17 protein-coding genes are annotated in these 19,033 nt (G+C 41.5%); 8 read left to right on the forward strand and 9 right to left on the reverse strand.

What is annotated here, in order from left to right; genetic code table 11:
- Window positions 1-293: 293 nt before the first annotated feature.
- The 5 genes from FCR06_RS01280 to petB all read right to left on the reverse strand — a co-directional run bounded on the left by FCR06_RS01280 (window position 294) and on the right by petB (window position 5,506).
- Window positions 294-1,481 carry a glycosyltransferase gene (locus tag FCR06_RS01280; RefSeq protein WP_138497048.1) on the reverse strand — a complete coding sequence of 396 codons (1,188 nt, stop codon included), beginning with the start codon at window positions 1,479-1,481 and terminating at the stop codon, window positions 294-296.
- Between the two features lie 10 nt (window positions 1,482-1,491).
- Window positions 1,492-2,505, reverse strand: a complete 1,014-nt coding sequence (locus FCR06_RS01285; protein ID WP_138497049.1) for a GDP-mannose 4,6-dehydratase — start codon at window positions 2,503-2,505, stop codon at window positions 1,492-1,494.
- Between the two features lie 550 nt (window positions 2,506-3,055).
- On the reverse strand, window positions 3,056-3,520 hold the full coding sequence (locus FCR06_RS01290; protein ID WP_138497050.1) for an ATP-binding protein: 465 nt from the start codon (window positions 3,518-3,520) through the stop codon (window positions 3,056-3,058).
- Between the two features lie 594 nt (window positions 3,521-4,114).
- Entirely contained in the window at window positions 4,115-4,597 is a 483-nt protein-coding gene (petD, locus tag FCR06_RS01295; protein WP_138497051.1) for a cytochrome b6-f complex subunit IV, read from the reverse strand.
- A gap of 261 nt (window positions 4,598-4,858) precedes the next feature.
- Window positions 4,859-5,506, reverse strand: coding sequence for a cytochrome b6 (gene petB / locus FCR06_RS01300; protein ID WP_138497052.1), 648 nt, complete (start codon window positions 5,504-5,506; stop codon window positions 4,859-4,861).
- 515 nt (window positions 5,507-6,021) lie between these two features.
- On the opposite strand from petB, the gene ctpA reads away from it, so the two are divergent.
- Window positions 6,022-7,266 carry a carboxyl-terminal processing protease CtpA gene (gene ctpA, locus FCR06_RS01305; protein ID WP_138497053.1) on the forward strand — a complete coding sequence of 415 codons (1,245 nt, stop codon included), beginning with the start codon at window positions 6,022-6,024 and terminating at the stop codon, window positions 7,264-7,266.
- Window positions 7,267-7,718: 452 nt separating this feature from the next.
- Here ctpA and FCR06_RS01310 read toward each other — a convergent pair whose 3' ends face one another.
- Together FCR06_RS01310 and FCR06_RS01315 are read right to left on the reverse strand one after the other, a co-directional pair.
- Window positions 7,719-8,699 (reverse strand): nucleoside hydrolase, encoded by a 981-nt coding sequence (locus FCR06_RS01310; protein WP_138497054.1) that lies wholly within the window; start codon window positions 8,697-8,699, stop codon window positions 7,719-7,721.
- A gap of 197 nt (window positions 8,700-8,896) precedes the next feature.
- Complete coding sequence (locus FCR06_RS01315; RefSeq protein WP_189523292.1) at window positions 8,897-9,634, reverse strand: MBL fold metallo-hydrolase; 738 nt, start codon at window positions 9,632-9,634, stop codon at window positions 8,897-8,899.
- 193 nt (window positions 9,635-9,827) lie between these two features.
- Between FCR06_RS01315 and FCR06_RS01320 the strand changes: the two genes are divergently transcribed.
- A complete protein-coding gene (locus tag FCR06_RS01320; RefSeq protein ID WP_138497167.1) occupies window positions 9,828-11,348 on the forward strand; it encodes a site-2 protease family protein in 1,521 nt (506 codons plus the stop codon).
- Between the two features lie 335 nt (window positions 11,349-11,683).
- Here FCR06_RS01320 and FCR06_RS01325 read toward each other — a convergent pair whose 3' ends face one another.
- Window positions 11,684-12,250 carry a phycobiliprotein lyase gene (locus FCR06_RS01325; RefSeq protein WP_138497055.1) on the reverse strand — a complete coding sequence of 189 codons (567 nt, stop codon included), beginning with the start codon at window positions 12,248-12,250 and terminating at the stop codon, window positions 11,684-11,686.
- Between the two features lie 75 nt (window positions 12,251-12,325).
- The gene (locus FCR06_RS01330; RefSeq protein ID WP_138497056.1) at window positions 12,326-13,006 is read right to left on the reverse strand and encodes a HEAT repeat domain-containing protein; all 681 of its coding nucleotides are present in this window, start codon (window positions 13,004-13,006) and stop codon (window positions 12,326-12,328) included.
- A gap of 470 nt (window positions 13,007-13,476) precedes the next feature.
- Between FCR06_RS01330 and FCR06_RS01335 the strand changes: the two genes are divergently transcribed.
- The 6 genes from FCR06_RS01335 to FCR06_RS01360 all read left to right on the forward strand — a co-directional run bounded on the left by FCR06_RS01335 (window position 13,477) and on the right by FCR06_RS01360 (window position 18,897).
- On the forward strand, window positions 13,477-14,031 hold the full coding sequence (locus tag FCR06_RS01335; protein WP_138497057.1) for a ferritin-like domain-containing protein: 555 nt from the start codon (window positions 13,477-13,479) through the stop codon (window positions 14,029-14,031).
- A 263-nt stretch (window positions 14,032-14,294) separates the two neighbouring features.
- Complete coding sequence (locus FCR06_RS01340) at window positions 14,295-15,023, forward strand: pyridoxine 5'-phosphate synthase (RefSeq protein ID WP_138497058.1); 729 nt, start codon at window positions 14,295-14,297, stop codon at window positions 15,021-15,023.
- Between the two features lie 225 nt (window positions 15,024-15,248).
- Window positions 15,249-15,968, forward strand: a complete 720-nt coding sequence (locus tag FCR06_RS01345) for an ester cyclase (RefSeq protein ID WP_138497059.1) — start codon at window positions 15,249-15,251, stop codon at window positions 15,966-15,968.
- 65 nt (window positions 15,969-16,033) lie between these two features.
- Window positions 16,034-16,363, forward strand: a complete 330-nt coding sequence (locus FCR06_RS01350) for an MgPME-cyclase complex family protein (protein ID WP_138497060.1) — start codon at window positions 16,034-16,036, stop codon at window positions 16,361-16,363.
- 186 nt (window positions 16,364-16,549) lie between these two features.
- Window positions 16,550-17,221, forward strand: coding sequence for a hypothetical protein (locus FCR06_RS01355; protein WP_411267973.1), 672 nt, complete (start codon window positions 16,550-16,552; stop codon window positions 17,219-17,221).
- 356 nt (window positions 17,222-17,577) lie between these two features.
- A complete protein-coding gene (locus FCR06_RS01360; protein ID WP_138497169.1) occupies window positions 17,578-18,897 on the forward strand; it encodes a GTPase family protein in 1,320 nt (439 codons plus the stop codon).
- Window positions 18,898-19,033 lie beyond the last annotated feature (136 nt).

Raw genomic sequence — 19,033 nt, forward strand, 5'->3', positions numbered from 1 at the left:
ACCCTAGTTATAAATTAAATTGTCTTTGAGTGAGATTTTGAGAAACTTTGCTACTTTAATCCACTAATTAGGCATTATTAAGGTTTTTTGGACTTCAAGAGTTGCCTTAGATCAGGTGGGCTACTCTTAAAAGTTTTGTACAGGTTCTCAAGCCTTAATTTTTTTACTTGATTTTTGCGCTCATACAAGTATAGCAAGTTTTCTATTGGACAAAATATCTATTAATATTAGCTGTATCGAACATTTTAGTCATAGTTTCTCACGCTCTTAAATAGCAATTTTAGTCATTATGGTCATTTGTGATTAGGACTGAGGACTGAGGACAGAAGCAACTGTTGCAATTTCAACCCAAACGCATCCAAGCCAAACATAGCGATCGCTTGTTTTCGTAGCCACTCTCCATTACAGCGCTGGTCATTGCCTTGCAACATTTCTATACAAGCTGCTGCTACAGCATCAGGATTGCGGTGTGGTACTTGCCATCCCAGCTTACCATCCTGCAAGGGGTCAGCTGACCCATCGTCATCACCAGATAATACAGGTACTTGACAAGCCATTGCCTCTAAATAGACAATTCCGAAGCCTTCTTGAGAAGGCATAATATAGGCATCAGCAAGGCGATAATGTTCCATTAATTCTTCTGTGGCAACGAAACCAGCAAACACAACCCTATCGCTCACACCTAAATATGCAGCAAGTTGAGCTAATCGCGGTTGGTCATCACCACGACCAATTACTAAATATTTTAGTTCTGGAAAAACCTTGGCAATTTGTGGTAACGCTCGAATCGTGACATCTACGCCTTTGTAAATATCCCCCGACCACAGCCTTGCCACTGTCATTAACACCTTAGCACCAGTTAAGCCGTACTTTTCAACTAATTCTGGCTGTTTGCAACCAGGGGTGAATTTATCCCCATCAATTGCACAAGGCATCATCTGTATCATTTTAGGGTCTAGACCATTGGCAACACAAGCGCGATCACGGCTGTAGCGACTAATTGTCCAAATTCCTGCTGCTGATATTAGGGCGCGACGTTCTTGACTTTTGAGCGGTTCCCAGACTTCTTTGCCGTAAGTTAGTACGGTGTAGGGAATCCCCAAGGGCTGACAAAGGGTTTGGATTAATACTGCTAAATTAATGTGACCGCAGAAAACTTGCTGCGGACGGTTTTGTAACAGACATTTGAGTAAAGCTGCTGCGATTTTGACTCTTCCCAAATGGGGAGAGTGATTTTTATAGTAATGAAATTTTAAATTTTCGTTTGCAAAATAATTTAAGCAATTAGGACTATCTCGCAGTAAAAAAACTTCCGCTTTATAGCCTTGATTCAATTTTAAATAAGCTCGAAAAATATCTTTTATATATGATTGAATACCGCCTTCCTGGGTAAAAATTTCTAAGAACACGAAAACGTGGTTAGTTTTTTGATTAACTTTATTACCTAATTTTAAGTTTTCTGTCACTGTATTAATGAGCATATTTGATTATTTACATTCGTGGCAAGGGGGCGATGCCTGCGGCAAGGACTTCATCCAACGCACCGCTTTGTAACTGCTCTAAATCTGTTTTGACCATTTTTTCTAAAAGTTGCTCAAAGCTGACTTGTGGTTCCCAACCAAGGTTTCTTTTAGCTTTACTAGGGTTGGCAACTAATTGAAAATGCTCATCTTGTCGCAATAAGTTAGTATTGATGATTACATGGTTTTTCCAATCTAATTCTACTGACTCAAAGGCTGTAACTACTAAGTCTTTGACACTGTGTAGCCTCCCTGTGCCAATCACGTATTCTTCTGGCTCATCTATTTGGAGCATCCGCCACATCGCTTCTACGTAATCTCCTGCAAAACCCCAATCGCGTTTGGCATCTAGGTTACCTATTTGTAAAGTGTCAGTTAAACCTAATTTAATCGATGCAACTCCTAAAGAAACTTTGCGTGTGACAAACTGAGGTGCGCGTAGAGGAGACTCGTGATTATATAAAATTCCGCTACAGGCAAATAGTCCATAACGCTGTCTGTGATGCACCATTGTCCAGTGGGCGTGCATCTTGGCTGCAGCATAAGGATTTTTCGGTCGAAAAGGAGTTTCCTCATCTTGAGGCGAAAACAAGACATCACCAAACATTTCTGAACTGCTGGCTTGATAAAATCTGGTAGACAAACCAACTTGCCGTACTGCTTCTAACAGCCTAGTGGCTGTACCAGTTATTAAATCTAGAGTTCCTAAGGGATCCTTCCAAGAATCGGGTACAAAACTCGGAGCTGCTAAATTATAAATTTCTTGAGGACGTAGTTGTTCAACAGCGGTCAACAGCGCCATACTATCTCTCAAATCTACCGTAAAAATTTCTACCTGATTTGCCAATTTTCCTAATTTTGTCAAATTAGGTTGTCGGTGTGGGGGTACTAATCCGACAACTCGGTAACCTTGGTTGAGGAGCAAATGGCTGAGATAGTAGCCATCTTGACCAGTGATTCCTGTAATTAGGGCTGTCTTAGTCATATTCTGTCTCCTATATCTTCTATCTCTTTAAGCACTAAATGGCACTTGTTGGAGAACAAAAATAAGACTCTCAACACTGCTGACAAATCTTAACAAAGGAGGTTTTACAACTCGAATGCTATCTTTACTGTATTCAGTAAATTCTTTTTATACAAGGATTGCTCTTTGATTTTTCATCAAAAAATTATAATAGTTAAGCAATTTAACTGAAAAAACATAATACTCCAATTCATGTATTATGAAAAAAGAGTATACTTTTATCAATCAAAAACTAGACACTAGGTTGCTAAATACTGTTTCTATTGATAGTTTTATTTGGAATTGGATGGCTCAATGATTAGCCAAAATCGTGATTGGAAGGTTGAGCCACTGCGTTGCCTAACTTGTTTATCCTAGGTCTTCATGTTGCGTGTTGATATTAATTAGGAAAACCCTTTAGCTAATCAATAGTGTCTGTTAGTGTTTGCAAAGGAACTGCTCTAAGGCAATACACTTACTACATACTTTCCACAAAATCTCAAATTGGGAGCAAAACTATTTTTGCCCTGGTTTATCCTTGAATACCTAACTTTGATTTTTGTACTTTTGTAGAATATTTGACAATCAGCAGACAGTTTCTCCCATCTGCAACACGTTCGTAGACAACACGGTCAGCCAAACGCCGTAGCAGAAACCATCCATATCCGCCTACTATCAGACTGCCTGGCTTCGGCTCTGGAATCGCATCAGGATTGAAAGGTTTTCCATAATCCCAAATTTTAATCTCTAGTCGGTCAATCCATAAATAAACGCCTATGTCAATGGCGGTTTCTGGTGGTAAGGCATGATGAGCATGACGAACAGCATTGGTAAAGCCTTCTGCTAATGCTAAATTGAGGCGATCGAGTTGGGTTTTTGACCAACCAAGTTGAGACAAATGTTGTAAACAAAATTGCTCAAACCATTCTTGGACTTCGTTTAGGAGACTAAGTTCGCTCCTAACCGTCAGATGGTCTTGCTGCACTATGGTAAGCACTAACTTTGACTTAAATAAAAGTAAACCCAAATTGCTAGTGATTAAATTCTGCGCTTTGTGCAAAATTTCTTTGACATCTAAAAATCTAAATTGACATATTCTGTGYAACAAAATACAAAACATGAACAATTTTGGCATTCTCGGGTTGTAACTAGCAACTTACCTTGAGTAAGTGAAAATGTTTGTATTTGTTGACTTTTAGTGGTTTTAAATTTTGGAATTGCTTTTGCATAAGAATTTAGAATTCAAGAGCAAGTCAAAGAAACTGCGGGGCTTAGTGTCAGAATTCGCTTTCAAGTTGCACTAAGACTGACTGAGAGTGAAACTTCAAAGCGGGACGCTATACCAACACAGAGTCAGAATACTTAAATAATTAGGAGAATATTTGAGCGATGAACATACCAATTATCCTAAACTTCTAATTAATTCTGACTTTTGACTCATAGATGCCCAATTCTGAGGCTTTTTCATYCAAAACTTCAAATCCAATATCTCAGCTGAACTATTAAAATTGACGCCTGTTAATTTTTTTAAAAGCACATTTGCAGATGCTCTTAAAACTCACAGGCGTCAAAGCACTATCTGGTGACTAATTTAGAATAGTCCCAAGGTCAAAGATTTATCCAATGGTAAGGCAGCACCAATACCCAGCCACAGAGTGACAAAGGTACCAAACAGGAAGACTGCAGTTGCAACTGGACGACGGAAGGGGTTTTGGAACTTATTCACGTTCTCAATAAAAGGAACCAGGATTAGTCCCAAAGGTACGGAAGCCATTGCTAACACTCCTAAAAGTTTGTTAGGAAGCGATCGCAAAATCTGGAACACTGGGTATAAGTACCACTCCGGTAAAATTTCCAATGGTGTGGCAAAAGGATCTGCTGGTTCACCCGTCATAGCTGGATCTAGCACAGCTAGAGCTACAATTGCAGCGAACGAACCCATGATTACAATGGGAAACACGTAAAGTAGGTCATTAGGCCAAGCCGGTTCACCATAGTAATTGTGACCCATACCTTTAGCGAGTTTGGCTCTTAATTTGGGATCGCTGAGATCTGGTTTTTTGTGTGTTGCCATTTTTAAATGTGCTCTCCTGCTTAAGTTTAATTAAAGCATTTGTTGAAAGCCATCAGCTATTAGACAAACCTAACAAGCGGCTAGCAGCGTTACGTTTATCTACACTCAGCCGCTTTGAGGGCATCTAAAGCTTTTGGCTTGCGATACAAGTGTTTGTTTTTTGTAACTTATGTAGAACTTAATTTCTTGTGTTCCATAAGTTTAGAACAAACAATCTCGATCTGGAAACTGACAAATGTTGCCTTTTGCTAATCCCTGAAATTACAAAGGGCCAGAAATCCCTTGTTTGCGGATCATCAAGAAGTGAAACAGCATGAAAACTGCAATTAACCAAGGCAAAACAAAGGTATGTGCGCTGTAGTAACGAGTCAGTGTTGCTTGACCAACACTCGAACCACCACGCAGGAGGTCAGAGATTAGAACACCAACCACAGGAATTGCTTCTGGTACACCGCTAACGATTTTCACAGCCCAGTAACCAACTTGGTCCCAAGGCAGGGAGTAGCCGGTAACACCAAAGGAAACGGTGATTACAGCCAAGATGACACCACTCACCCAGGTCAGTTCCCGAGGCTTTTTGAAACCACCTGTGAGGTAAACCCGGAAGACGTGCAAAATCATCATCAATACCATCATGCTGGCAGACCAGCGATGGATGGAGCGAATTAGCCAACCGAAGTTCACTTCATTCATGATGTACTCCACTGAGGAGAAAGCTTCAGCGACTGTTGGCTTGTAGTAGAACGTCATGGCAAATCCAGTGGCAAACTGGATCAAAAAGCAAGTTAGGGTAATTCCACCCAGGCAGTAAAAGATGTTGACATGGGGAGGGACGTACTTGCTAGTAACGTCTTCAGCGATCGCTTGAATTTCCAAGCGTTCCTCAAACCAGTCGTAAACGTTGGCCATACAATCTCAAGTTCCTAAGAATCGGTTGCGTTTGATAAATTCTGAAGTTGTAAATCGGCGACGTAAGTTTCAAGGGTTCCAAGCCTCGGCATTTTGTGAGTTTGGCTTTCGAGCTTCTCCCAAGGGATGCCACAGGCTAGAGTAGCAGCATAACCCTCTGCAGACTTTCTAGAAGCCGCCGAGTCCTGACTTCTCTCCCAATTAGCAATTTTGGGATTTTAGTAAAGGGGACTTTTTTGTTTGCGAGCTTTGAGTGTGCTAGAGAGTTTTCAGAAACTTTACACTCTGTAAAGATGGAATGTATTGCGGTCTCTTTATGCCTCAACACACAAAATGGTGGGCACAAAGTAGATTTTATCGTTTGCTGAGTGGGATGAACTGCATCAGTTGAGTAAATAACTTGATGAGAAGAATGCACCACTTCTATAAAAAAAGTAACATAATCGAGAGATAGATTTCATCAACAACAGGACAAGTGGGCAATCGTAGGCAATTGGGTTGAGGTGGAATTGATAATGGGGTTCATGAACAAACAGTTTTTCCGAGTTGGATTTTCACTGCTAATGGCGTTTTGTTTGGCTATGGGTACACTTACCCAGCCGACACTGGCTTTGACGGCACAACAAAAGCTGGTTTCTGAAGTTTGGCGAGTTGTCAATCGTACTTACCTGGATGAGACCTTTAATCATCAAAATTGGGCGGCAGTCCGACAAAAAGTTTTGGAGAAGCCGCTTAGCGATTCCAATGCAGCTTATACGGCCATTCAGACAATGCTCAAGAGCCTTGACGACCCTTTTACCCGCTTTTTAGATCCAGAACAATACCGCAGCTTACAGGTAAACACTTCTGGAGAACTAACGGGAGTGGGATTACAAATTGCTCTCAATGCTGAAACTGGTAGGCTGGAAGTAGTGGCTCCCATCACAGGTTCACCAGCAGATAAAGCGGGAATTAAACCACGCGATCGCATTCTCAAAATCGAAGGTATTCCCACTGAAAATCTCACTCTTGATGAAGCTGCAGCGAAAATGCGCGGCCCCAGTGGCAGCCTTGTGACTCTCCTAATCGAACGAGATGGAGAAGCAGAAACAGAAATTAGACTTAGACGCTCACGCATTGCTCTTAACCCTGTGGTTTCTGAATTGCGTGTTTCCCCGAAGGGTACACCCATTGGCTACCTTCGCCTTACTCAATTCAATGCCAACGCCTCTATGGAATTGGCACACACTATTTCTAGTCTAGAAAAAAAAGGCGCTGCTGCCTACATTCTAGATTTGCGAAATAATCCTGGAGGTCTATTACAAGCTGGAATTGAAATCGCCCGTCTGTGGTTAGACTCTGGCACTATTGTCTACACTGTTAACCGAGAAGGCATTCAGGGTAGTTTTGAAGCTTCTGGCCCTGCTTTGACAAGCGATCCTCTGGTGATTTTGGTGAATCAAGGAACTGCCAGTGCGAGTGAGATTCTTGCTGGCGCACTCCAAGATAATGGGCGTGCCCAGTTGGTAGGCGAAACTACTTTTGGTAAGGGTTTAATTCAATCTTTGTTTGAATTATCAGATGGTTCGGGTTTAGCAGTAACAATTGCTAAGTATGAAACTCCTAAACATCGGGATATTAACAAACTAGGTATTAAGCCAGATCGAGTGATTTCCCAAGCACCCTTGAATCGCGAAGAGATTGCCACAACTGCGGATTTGCAATATCAAGCAGCAATGGAACTGTTGCTAGAAAACTCAGTTGTGGCCGGAAAAACTTAAAAAGTTAGAAGTTGATGACTGATGACTGTGAACACTGGGATATTTTTTTATTTGTCAGTCCTTTGAGGATTTCCAGAAAATAAATCATCCCTCTTGTGGGGTGGGCAGGAAAGCCCGCCCTGAATGTGGGACGGGTGAAGATACCCATCCTAAAATAAAATTTGGGATGTTTTTTTATTTGTCTGTCCCTAATCGAAATACTCTTAGCAACCGCTTGATCATGCTTGCGTTTCTAAAGCTTGTTTGCTCCCAGATAAATCTCTGTAATCGTGAATTTAAGTGAAGCAAATGTCAAATAGAAAATCAGTTGCCTAAGGAATTTCATCTTTGAATAAATTCTTTCTTACGATCGCCAGTGGTTACATTTTGAAACAACTAGTGAAAATTGCCACTAACTACTAACCTAAAATCAAGAGCAAGCGCCTCTACAAGAGAAGCTTAAATATTAGCGCTTAGAATAGGTGCTTCAAATCTTCAACGAAGCTGGTAAAAAATTTGTCCTTATCTACCTGCAATGCCACCCAGGCATTTGCTGCTATTTTCGGAGCAGGACGACTATCAATCAATGTCTGTCCTAGTGTCCACTGTCCCTTTGTTTCAATCCGGACTTTTGCTCTTTTCAACATCAGAGTTTCTGGATAAAACAAGTATCCTAATGTTGCTGCATCATGGACAAGAAAACCTGAAATTCCTGCTGTCTCTCGATAACTCAAGGCTGTGCCAATCATAAACTCACAAAGACCCCTCAAAAACTGAGAAAGTTTACCCTCTGGATTCGCCTGAGTGACTGTCACAGCCATATCTCGCGTGAAAATTAAGTGTCGGGTTACATCCAACGGCAACACAACGATATCGTCTCGGCTATCAAATACTGTCTGAGCAGCTTCAACATTAAACCAAATATTAAATTCAGCATGAGGAGTCACATTACCAGGACAGAAGAAAGCACCCCCCATAATCACGATTTCCTTCGCTTTTTTGAGGATGCCGGGACTTTTTATTTCTGCTGCTGCGAGGTTGGTCAAGGGTGCGATCGCTACAATGGTAATTTCTCCCGGAGCAGTGTTCAACTCATTGATAATCAGTTCATCAGAGTACAGAGCATCTTCAAAAGTGTGGGTGGTAGGGGGTAAAGTCTGAGAAAGATTGCCCATCCCATCCGAACCATGAATATGGCTGGCATCTTCTATAATTTCTCTTTTTGCAAGGACACCACGAGCCACTTTAATGTGTGGGAATCCTGTTAAATTTAAAATCTGGCTAGCACTAGAAAATGTGCATTTAGCAGCAACATTGCCATCTGCGGAAGTAACAGCGACAAGTTCAGCAAATCCTTGTTTGACTAAGCTCACAAGCCACAGGAAGGTATAGATATCATCTCCACCTGGGTCGGTGTCGAGAATAATTTTGCGATGAGTAAGTTGAGTTGYCATCAAAAAAATTGCTCCAGTAAAGGTTGATTGTATAAAAGTTTAATTCGGTATTATCAAAAGCTATTTTTCCAGAATTATGATGTTAATTGCCGCTTCATTTAACTTTAAACAATTACATAATCTTTCCACCTGACATCCCGACTTGAAAATTTTATGATACTCTTTAACCCGCTAACGATACGTATACCAGCGTAAAATCATAGAAGCTGTCTGGATATCTGCAACAAAACTTGTAAATCAACAGAGGCAAGGTGCTGATAAGCTTGAGCTATGAACCGCTTGCCTCTAAGAAAACCTATATTGGCTCCTGGACAAATGTACTGAAGAGTTTCTGGTGTAAAACGTTCTAATAACAATCGAAGACTGTTAATTTGTCGCGGCCAGTGGAAAGTTTTGGCTGTCCGTAATAGTACTGCTTGACCTTGCTGGTTGGGGACTAAATGGCGACCAGAAAACAGTATGCCTCCAAGTTGGCTGTAGTATAGGCAAGATGAGCCAGGAGAATGACCTGGTGTCCAAATCACTTGTATTTCTGCATCAGTAGTAAATTCTTGACTAAAAGTAGTTACGGTTAAACCTGGTAATAAATAAGCTTCTTGCTCTTGAATCAGGACTTTACAATCAAAAATTTGCTGAATTTCAGGGGTCTTGCCAATAGCACCTCGATGGGTGAGAAATAACCAATCCACGCCCCCATGCGCTGTTAAAAAATCTTGATTTGTTTGGTTTAGGGTAGGGCAGTCTATGAGGATGTTGCTTTCATTTCTTACAATAAAATAAGAGGTTCCCCCTAATGTGTCTCGATTGGGTGGAAAAGCAAAAATACTCTCTTGTGCGAAATTCCTTCCCAGAGAATCTTTGCTAGGAATTTCGTCAACAAACACAGCCCGTGGTGGGTTGGTTGTGCGACTTGGTTGTTGAGGTAAAGGAGACATAATATAAAGAACTGAAACTCAGGAGTTGTGGATGATCTGGTTATAGTGTGAAAATTCTCAAGGATTGAAACTTAAGCTTTAACTAGCACTGGTAACCATTGTTAAAAAGATTCGGGTTTGAGGTCTGCCTGGTGTTAAGGCGATGGTGCTAAAGCTATCGGCAGGGCGTTTTGTCAAAAATACTGAAGATAATATGGAATTTTGGTTTTTGTTTCTCCTCCTACTGGGGCTAGCTACTTATCTAATGGTGCAGCATAGGGTCGCTCAGATCACCCGGACGCCAGTATGGTTGTTGTGGTTGGTTTTAATGACACCAGCATTGCTGTTGATTGGATGGATGCTGATGTACGGGGCGAAACAACCTCCGCCAGTAGGATTGTTTATGTGGTCTTTATTTATCTCCATAGTGTTCTACTGGATATTGTTTCAATGGGGGCGTCGAGTACCAACAGATACTCAGACCGAAGCCCAAACCCAAGCCCCGGAATCACAGCCAATTATCCAGCCTCCCGTAGAAACAACAGTGCGTCCCATTGAACCAAGGGAAGAAACTCAACTGCGAAATTGTTTTCCTTGGTCTGTATATTACGTCCAAAATATTGAGTATCGACCACAAGCAGTGATTTGTCGAGGTCAGTTGCGAACCAAAGCTAGCAACGCTTATCAGCAGATTAAGAGTAATATTGAAGCACAATTTGGCGATCGCTTTCTATTAATCTTTCAAGAAGGTTTCAATGGCAAACCTTTCTTTGTACTAGTTCCCAATACTCAAGCTGCGAAACAGACAAATACACCACGACGCGACCAACAACAGTTAACTCGCCCAGGTTTAGCACTTTTATTGCTATTCGCTACTTTGATAACTACTACTTTGGTGGGAGTAGAAATTGCTGATGTTTCTCTGCCACGAATCTGGGAAATAAAATCTTTGCTCGAAGTTCTATCTAATCCAGATATCCTACTCAAGGGATTGCCCTATGCTCTAGGATTAATGGCGATTTTAGGCACTCATGAACTTGGACATTATTTAATAGCTAAATTTTACAAGATTCGCTCGACATTGCCTTACTTTATTCCCGTGCCTTTCTTCTTGGGAACTTTTGGGGCATTCATTCAAATGCGTAGTCCAATTCCTAACCGTAAAGCTTTATTTGACATTAGCATTGCTGGGCCAATTGCAGGCTTTGTCGTCACCTTGCCAGTATTAATCTGGGGATTGGCTCATTCTGATGTGGTTCCCCTAACAGAAAAAACTCAACTTTTGAATCCTGATGCCCTCAATCCCAAATATTCTATTTTATTAGCGCTACTCTCGAAGTTAGCTTTGGGTAGCGAATTAACAGCAAAATCCGCTCTTGACTTGCATCCAGTTGCAGTAGCTGGTTTTCTGGGATTAGTTGTCACTGCTTTAAATTTAATGCCTGTGGGACAACTAGATGGAGGTCACATTGTCCATGCCATGTTTGGACAACGAACTGCAATTGTAATTGGTCAAATAGCTCGTATACTATTACTATTACTTTCTTTAGTTCGAGAAGAATTTTTGTTGTGGGCAATTATCTTATTATTTATGCCATTAATTGATGAACCTGCCCTGAATGATGTTACTGAATTGGATAATGGACGTGATATTTTGGGATTGTTAGGAATGGCTTTGTTGGTTGTGATTGTACTGCCATTACCTCAGGCGATCGCCAACTTTTTACAAATCTAAAAAGTCTCGCTACAGGTCAACAAAGGGACTGACAAAAAATAAAATCCTCAATCATTAAGAATGATTATCATTATATGTAGAGAAGTTGGGGCTGCCAATAGCAGCCTCGACTTCCCTTTTTGTAGTAAGTTTAATTACATAGATTTGAGTTTTTGGGTGTTAAGAGTGTCTATTGAATTAACTGACTCGTTAAAAATTTGTTTAAAGAAACAGCAAAAGGCTTGATTTGGACGCTTTGCTAATTTGGTGTTTACGTCTAGAGATTTTTGTCATACCTGTATTCAAATGTTAAATGCAATTCCCCCGAACAAAAGGGGGAATATTTTGTATTCAAATTAACTCGAAACTGAACTAGCTGCCTCGTTCGCCTTCGCCGCAGGTGGAAAGCCACCCAAACGAATCTCAGAAGTAAAGGAAGTGATACTTAACCCAGCAGAACGCTTTAAGACATTCACCCGCATTCGCAAATTGGGGCTAGCAAACCAGAGACGCTCCTCAGACTTCATGGTTTCATCTTCTATACTTAAAGTCAAAGCACCATCACTGTCTATCTGATAACGTCCGTGAACTGGAGTTTCGTTGGTATCAACTATTTGTCTAAGTAACTTGCCTTGCCGTGGATTATCGGTATCAGGTATTGAAACTAACACAGTTGAACCACTATGTTTTACTTGCTCCCGTTCTGTTGTGCCGTTCCAGGTGACTTTAAGACCACAGGAGGCGGAACTAGAATTAATTTCGTACTGTTGACACAATTTACTCACTTCTGGATGTTCTGCTGGCAGTGTCTCAATGACAATCTCTGACTTGCCATGTTCAGATTGATTCAAAGCTAAATAATGAATAGTACGATGGGAAAACCATTTTCCAGCACTTAACTCAAAAAACTCTTCAATATTCATGAATGAAATTACCCTGCATCAAAATGCAAAAATTCTCACTTAATTATTATTAAAAGCTAGTAGGAGGCTTTAATATTAAGCTTGATTGCCTATTTCCTCAAGCCTCTTGAGGCTAATTCTTGCTGCCTCAGCCACGTTAAAATGATTGTCTTTTTCTAGGTATTTTAAAGCTGAGAAGCTTTTGGGAGTGGGAAGATTGCCCAAAGCTTCTGCTAGACGCTGCCTAATTAACCAATCATCAGATTGGGCAAACCGTAGGATACTATCGACAGATTCAATGTCTTTAATTTCTCCAAGTGCAGAGATAGCAGCTTCTTGCAATACTATTTCTTTGCTATCGAGGGCTTGCAGGAGAACTTGATGGGCACGTGGGTCTTTAATATTACCTAGAGACACGGCTGCACTGAAGCGTACTAACCAATCAGTATCTTCATAAAACGCCCGTGAGAGTACCTCAAAAGCTCTGGCATCACCCAAATATCCTAAAGCACCAGCTGCATCAGCACGAATACCATAATCTGGGTCAGTTTCCAGAATTCTCACTAAAATCGGAAAAGATTCTGGCGTAGACTTGACTCCAAGGGCAAATATTGCCATTGATCGCAGTTGCAAAGATTCGTCGTCTAATACTTTTTTGATTAAAGGTAGTGCATCCTCAGCAGGAATGTGACGCAGATTAGCAAGGGCTACCATGCGATCGCGCAAATTTGGACTTTCTAACTGAGTAGAAATTTCTTCTAAGCTTAAAGCTGTCATTGAATTCAAAACGTTTTGTTTACTTATCTTAATTTACCTGATTCCTACTTCAGTCCGTCCCCCTACTGAAGTAGGTGTTTGGCTACTTTACAAAATGGCTCGATTATGAATCGAAAATAAACAAATGTTACTTACAAAGAATAGGGTCTGGGGTGTATGGGTTTAAATAAAAACTAAAGTTGCCAAATTTAAAGCTCAGTTTAAAAAAATGTTTTAAGGAACACAAAGCGTCTTAAAAATAGTGCAAAGCCAGAGCCTCCGAAGCTTGGCTCCTTGTTGCAATCCCACGTTTTCAAACGTGGGTTCCCCACACTCTACCCCCTACACTCTTTGAATGTGAGATTGTGTATTGAGTTTAGCAGTCAGATTTAACACTTAGCTGTGCCTCAGGTATGAAGAGAAGATTTGGTGAGGGACGTAGGTTTAGGGTATGACCGTGAAATACAACGTCAACCTTTAGGAGAATCACAATGGTTCAACTTAGCGAACGTCCCGGTACCAAAAAAATCACAAACTTGCGCGATAAGTTTATCTATGAACTTGGTGGTATGTATGATGCTGAACAGCGCTTTTTGGAAGCTCAGCAGCTAATGTTGCAGTGTAGCCAACACAATCAATTGAAGTCCTTGCTCGAAACTCATATTCGGGAAACCGAGCAGCAAATTAGAAATCTGGAGCAATCATTTAGCGCCTTGGGACAGCAACCACAACGGGTGACTTGTGATGCTGCGGCTGGTTTGATTAGCGATGCTCAGAAATTAACTCTATTGGCTGGTGATAATCCGAAAATTGTCGAGCTGATAGTGGCAGGAGCACAGGCTAAGGTCAAACAATTAGAAATTTTTGCTTATCGCGGTTTGATTAAAGAAGCTGAACAGTTAGGTCACAATCAAGTCGTGCAACTATTACAGCAAAATTTGCAACAGGAACAGCAGACAGTTCAAAAGCTCGAGCAGCATATGCCGCAGTTATTTCAAGAAGCAAAGTCCGCTGAAGGTTCAACAAGTGGTAATAGGTCTCGCTAATCCTTCGTGAAATATTCAGTGTAGTGGAGTGAAATAAAACAAAAGCAAGGCATTGACGACCTTGCTTTTGCTTTTTATAACGGTTTGCAAATAAAAAATACTCCACTGTTTACGTCAACAGTCATCAGTCAGCAACTTCAAACAGGATAATTTATATCTTGGAGTTCCTTTAAGGTGTTGTGGTATATCTAACTCTCAAGCCAAACTTCCGATATTTCCGGTAAAATCAAGTTCTGAGGACTGTGGATTGGGAGAATTTTGGGGTGTCTACACTTGGCGTTAACATTGACCATATTGCCACCATCAGGCAAGCACGGCGGACGGTAGAACCAGACCCTGTAGCAGCCGCGGTGCTGGCAGAATTAGGAGGTGCAGATGGAATTACAGTGCATCTGCGAGAAGATCGCCGACATATCCAAGACCGGGATGTGCGAATATTAAGACAAACAGTGAGAACTCACTTAAATTTAGAAATGGCCGCTACAGATGAAATGTTAGCGATCGCTCTCGATATCAAACCAGATTATGTAACTTTAGTTCCCGAAAAACGCGAAGAAGTCACAACGGAAGGCGGGCTAGATATCGTGGGGCAAATTGCTAGAATAGGTGAGATAGTTGATAAATTGCAAAGCGCTGGCATTCCAGTTAGTTTATTTATCGACGCCGAACAAGCACAAATCGAAGCATCTGTCAAGGTAAAAGCCAAATTTATTGAATTGCATACTGGACAATATGCTGAGGCTAAGGACGAAACAAATCGCCATCGAGAATTAGCCGTATTAGCTAAAGGGTGTGAACAAGCGATTCAAGCAGGCTTGCGAGTTAACGCTGGTCATGGACTAACGTATTGGAACGTCTATCAAGTTGCTGCGCTTCCAGGTATGGAAGAACTAAACATTGGTCATACCATCATCAGTCGGGCTGCCTTAGTAGGTATAGAACGAGCAGTCCGTGAAATGAAAGAAGCGATACGGGGGTATGGACAGAGATGAGGAGGTAGAAAGATGGAGAGATGGGGAGATGGAGAGTGCCTAATGCTGAGTGCTGTTAGCGGTAGCAGAGCGTTTACCTTGTGCTGAGTTAGGAGTTAAGATTTGAAAGTTATTTTCTCCCCATTGCCCCTAATCCCCAATTCGTGGGGGCCCTTCCCCATCTCCTTACCTCCTCAAGAGGGGTTGTAACTGCGAAATCTAGAAAAATCTTCAGCAAAAACTTCTATGAGCGCAACACAGTCTAACAACCTACCGCTTTGGGTACAGGATCGAGATCGGGTAATAGGAGAAAGCATTGATATCGAGTGGCGCTATCAGACACCACCAGATTATTCTCGCTCAAAAGAGAATCTAGCCCAAGAAAGTACGTGTAATCACCTTGAAGGTACACTAGAAGCGATCGTCCAAAACTTAGTGCGAACCTTCGAGATGGAAGTATCCTTTAAAGCTAACCCCCAACAGTGGTTATCTATTGTTAATGATAAGTTTCGCGTCAGTAGCAACGGTGGAGTAGACTACACAGCAGCAGATTTATCAGCTCAAGGTACTTACAATCTATTTATGGCCGATTCAGACCACTATAAGGCTTCAGAAGAAAGCTTTGAATCATCCGCAAAAGTCTTCCACAGAACATTTCCCAAAGGATTTCCTTGGGAAGTGCTGGAAGTTTTCTCAGGGCCACCGAATGTAACATTCAAGTGGCGGCATTGGGGACATTTTAATGGACAATACAAAGACTATGCACCTACTGGAGAGACGGTGGAAATTATCGGCATGAGTATTGCAAAAGTTACCGATGACTTAAAGATTATTTCCTTAGAACACTACTTTGATAATAGTCTGTTCTTAAGCAAGCTAACATCTGGTGGCAAACCAGCAAATGCAGACAAACAAGGAAGTGCTTGTCCCTTCAGTTCTTGGTTCAAGAAATTCCGCCAAAGTTAATTTATCAGGGTACAGAGTGTAGCACTGTGCCCTGAAATTCTTCACATAGTAAGCAAAGGATAAAAATGCAAACATACTATTACGTTTTGGCTAGTCAACGCTTTCTTCTGGAAGAAGAACCGATAGACGAAGTTCTCAAAGAACGCACCCGTCATTACCACGAACAAGAAAAACAAATTGATTTTTGGTTGGTTAAGCAACCAGCTTTCTTAGAAGCGCCTCACCTAGCAGAGTTAAAAGCGAAGTGTCCTCAACCAGCAGTAGCTATTATTTCCACTAATCCTCAATTTATTACTTGGTTAAAATTGCGTTTAGAGTACGTGCTCGTAGGAGAATTTCAAGCTCCTTGTGAGACAATACCAGATGCATTGGCATCCTTAGCTACCGTATCTTAAAAATTGGGGATTGGATACTGGGGATTAATAATTAAATTTTTGTTGAGAAACACTTTCCCAGTCCCTAGTCCCAATTCCCTACTCCCCACTCCCCATTTTTGTTTATAAAATCTTTTATGACACCATAATTTATCTATAGTAACTTTTGTGCTGAGATTTCAAATACCAAGTGTTTTAGGATTAGCGATGTCTGTCTTAAAAAGTTCAGAGCGGCGGAAGCTGCCGCTCCGACTTTTCGCTACGACGAGCTTCGCTTACGCAGCATTAATTGGTGGCATGAGTTCTGGCTTTGCCCAACAAGCCATTCCTAATTGTCAACCACCGAATGCAGGTGAGTATCTTTTATTAGTAGTCAGTCCTACGGCAGATAATCAAAAGCAGTTACGTAGTGCCTTACCGCCTAAACTCAAGACTATCACCTGTGAATATCTCAATGAAACTGTGACGCGCATCGGAGGCTTTAACAAAATTGACGATGCCAATCGATGGGCAAGATATGTCAGCAATATTGTTGGTTTGTCTGCTATCATTACTACTCGACCAACAACACCAGATATTGTACAATCACAGCCATCTCAGCAGCAGACAGTTAATTATAATCCTCAAGCCTTAGGAGAGGGTTTTGCAGTACTGGTAGATTATTACAATCGTCCAGAAATAGCAAATAGTGTCCAGCAAGTGGTGGGAGGTAACGTTGGTTTTGTTTCTTACGGACAACGTCCCTACTTATTGGCAGTTTATACTACCAATCAAAGTGAAGCATATAACACATTACAAAAGCTAAACGATCGCGGTTTTGTTACCAGTATCGTAGATAGTCGTAAGGTGATTATGTTGCGGCCAACTGTGCGATTATAGGTTTACTGCAATGTGAATAAAATATTTTTGGGTACTAATTTGTTATTTATCAGTTGTTTTTTGATTAAAACAGAATTCAGGCGTTAGAATTCAACATGAATTTGAATCCGACTGGCGGATGGATAGAGGAGTTTAAGATCCCCGGCAAATCATAAATTTGGGTGGGGAGTTTAGAATCTCCCAGTGATTGATTCTAACGCCTTGGCAAAGCGTCTGTGGCTTTGCTCCTGAATTCTTCTTCGATTGGAAGTCCTTAAACTAAACTTGTGGATGAGGAAATTAACCCAAGCTCAACCGAGTTTAACAGTAGGATGAATAAAGACAGGACTTAAATTCTATCTACCGTTTTCATGCGAATGAGTAAGCAACGCGATCCTGACTCTGAGCAATTGAATGAACTTACCGATACTCAGACAAACAATTCGGTCGGTAATTCCTGGCAAAATCGCATTGCTGGCGTCTGGAACAAAGCAACAACAGGTTTGACGCAACTCTTACCCCTAGAACAACTGGCACAGACAGTTGTTGATTGGTTTAGTGTAAGTGAGGCGCAAGTTGCAGACATTCTAGACAAAGTTCGAGCCGAACTGCCAACTACACAAGCGCTGCTAATTGGTAAGCCCCAAGCAGGCAAAAGCTCAATCGTGCGCGGACTAACGGGAGTTTCTGCCGAAATTGTTGGTCAGGGATTTCGTCCCCACACCCAGCACACCCAGCGTTATGCCTATCCTTCCAATGACCTGCCATTACTGATTTTTACTGATACTGTTGGATTGGGAGATGTCAAACAGGATACAAAAGGAGTAATTCAAGAGTTAGTTGAGGATTTGCAACAGGACACTCGTTCTGCCAGAATTTTACTTTTGACCGTCAAAATCAATGATTTTGCAACTGATACCCTACGACAAATTGCTCAACAGCTGCGCCAGCAGTATCCAAATATTCCCTGTTTGCTAGTGGTTACCTGCCTGCATGAGCTTTATCCTGCTGATATCGTCGATCATCCTGCCTATCCGCCAGACTTTGAGCAAGTCAGCCGTGCATTTGCTGAGATAGAAGAGGCTTTTGCTGGACTGTATGATCGCTCTGTACTCATTGACTTTACCCTAGAAGAAGATGGCTATAACCCGGTATTTTATGGGTTAGAAGCCTTAAGAGATAGGCTTGCAGAACTACTCCCCCAAGCAGAAGCCCAGGCGATTTATCAATTATTGGATCGAGAAGAAGTTGGTAAACAAATTGGCAACCTTTACCGTGATACAGCACGCCGTTACATTTTGCCTTTTGCAATTATGTCTGCAACTCTGGCAGCTGTGCCATTACCACTTGCTACAATGCCAGTGCTAACTTCCCTGCAAGTTTCGATGGTGGGTCTTTTAGGAAAATTATATGGACAAACACTTACTCCATCCCAAGCGGGGGGTGTTGTGAGTACAATCGCCGGTGGTTTTCTAGCACAGGCCATCGGACGGGAATTAGTCAAATTTATACCAATTTTTGGCAGTGCGATCGCCGCATCTTGGGCAGCCGCCTATACCTGGGCATTAGGGGAAGCAGCCTGCGTTTACTTTGGTGATTTAATGGGAGGTAAAAAACCAGATCCCCAGAGAATTCAGTTGGTGATGCAAGAAGCTTTTCAGGCGGCACAAGAACGTTTTAAGGGAATTAAACGTTGAAAAAGAATACAGAATTTAGAATAAATTAGTTAGGATTAATACTCACCATATAGAAGCACTACCGAATTGAAAATTTGGTGGCGTATTTTATCGTTTATTCATCCACGGGCTACACTCCAATTCAATTGGAGAACTC

This window comes from Nostoc sp. PA-18-2419, from assembly GCF_005869855.1.
Classification (GTDB): Bacteria; Cyanobacteriota; Cyanobacteriia; order Cyanobacteriales; family Nostocaceae; genus Nostoc.

Bases quoted from the DNA above. Each gene is read 5' to 3' on its own strand.
- FCR06_RS01315 (WP_189523292.1), bottom strand. From the start codon at position 9,634: ATGTCTCCTTTACCTCAACAACCAAGTCGCACAACCAACCCACCACGG.
- FCR06_RS01330 (WP_138497056.1), bottom strand. From the start codon at position 13,006: ATGACAGCTTTAAGCTTAGAAGAAATTTCTACTCAGTTAGAAAGTCCA.
- ctpA (WP_138497053.1), top strand. From the start codon at position 6,022: ATGGGGTTCATGAACAAACAGTTTTTCCGAGTTGGATTTTCACTGCTA.
- FCR06_RS01285 (WP_138497049.1), bottom strand. From the start codon at position 2,505: ATGACTAAGACAGCCCTAATTACAGGAATCACTGGTCAAGATGGCTAC.
- FCR06_RS01335 (WP_138497057.1), top strand. From the start codon at position 13,477: ATGGTTCAACTTAGCGAACGTCCCGGTACCAAAAAAATCACAAACTTG.
- FCR06_RS01325 (WP_138497055.1), bottom strand. From the start codon at position 12,250: ATGAATATTGAAGAGTTTTTTGAGTTAAGTGCTGGAAAATGGTTTTCC.
- FCR06_RS01345 (WP_138497059.1), top strand. From the start codon at position 15,249: ATGAGCGCAACACAGTCTAACAACCTACCGCTTTGGGTACAGGATCGA.
- petD (WP_138497051.1), bottom strand. From the start codon at position 4,597: ATGGCAACACACAAAAAACCAGATCTCAGCGATCCCAAATTAAGAGCC.
- FCR06_RS01355 (WP_411267973.1), top strand. From the start codon at position 16,550: ATGTCTGTCTTAAAAAGTTCAGAGCGGCGGAAGCTGCCGCTCCGACTT.
- FCR06_RS01360 (WP_138497169.1), top strand. From the start codon at position 17,578: ATGAGTAAGCAACGCGATCCTGACTCTGAGCAATTGAATGAACTTACC.
- FCR06_RS01280 (WP_138497048.1), bottom strand. From the start codon at position 1,481: ATGCTCATTAATACAGTGACAGAAAACTTAAAATTAGGTAATAAAGTT.
- FCR06_RS01320 (WP_138497167.1), top strand. From the start codon at position 9,828: ATGGAATTTTGGTTTTTGTTTCTCCTCCTACTGGGGCTAGCTACTTAT.
- FCR06_RS01350 (WP_138497060.1), top strand. From the start codon at position 16,034: ATGCAAACATACTATTACGTTTTGGCTAGTCAACGCTTTCTTCTGGAA.
- petB (WP_138497052.1), bottom strand. From the start codon at position 5,506: ATGGCCAACGTTTACGACTGGTTTGAGGAACGCTTGGAAATTCAAGCG.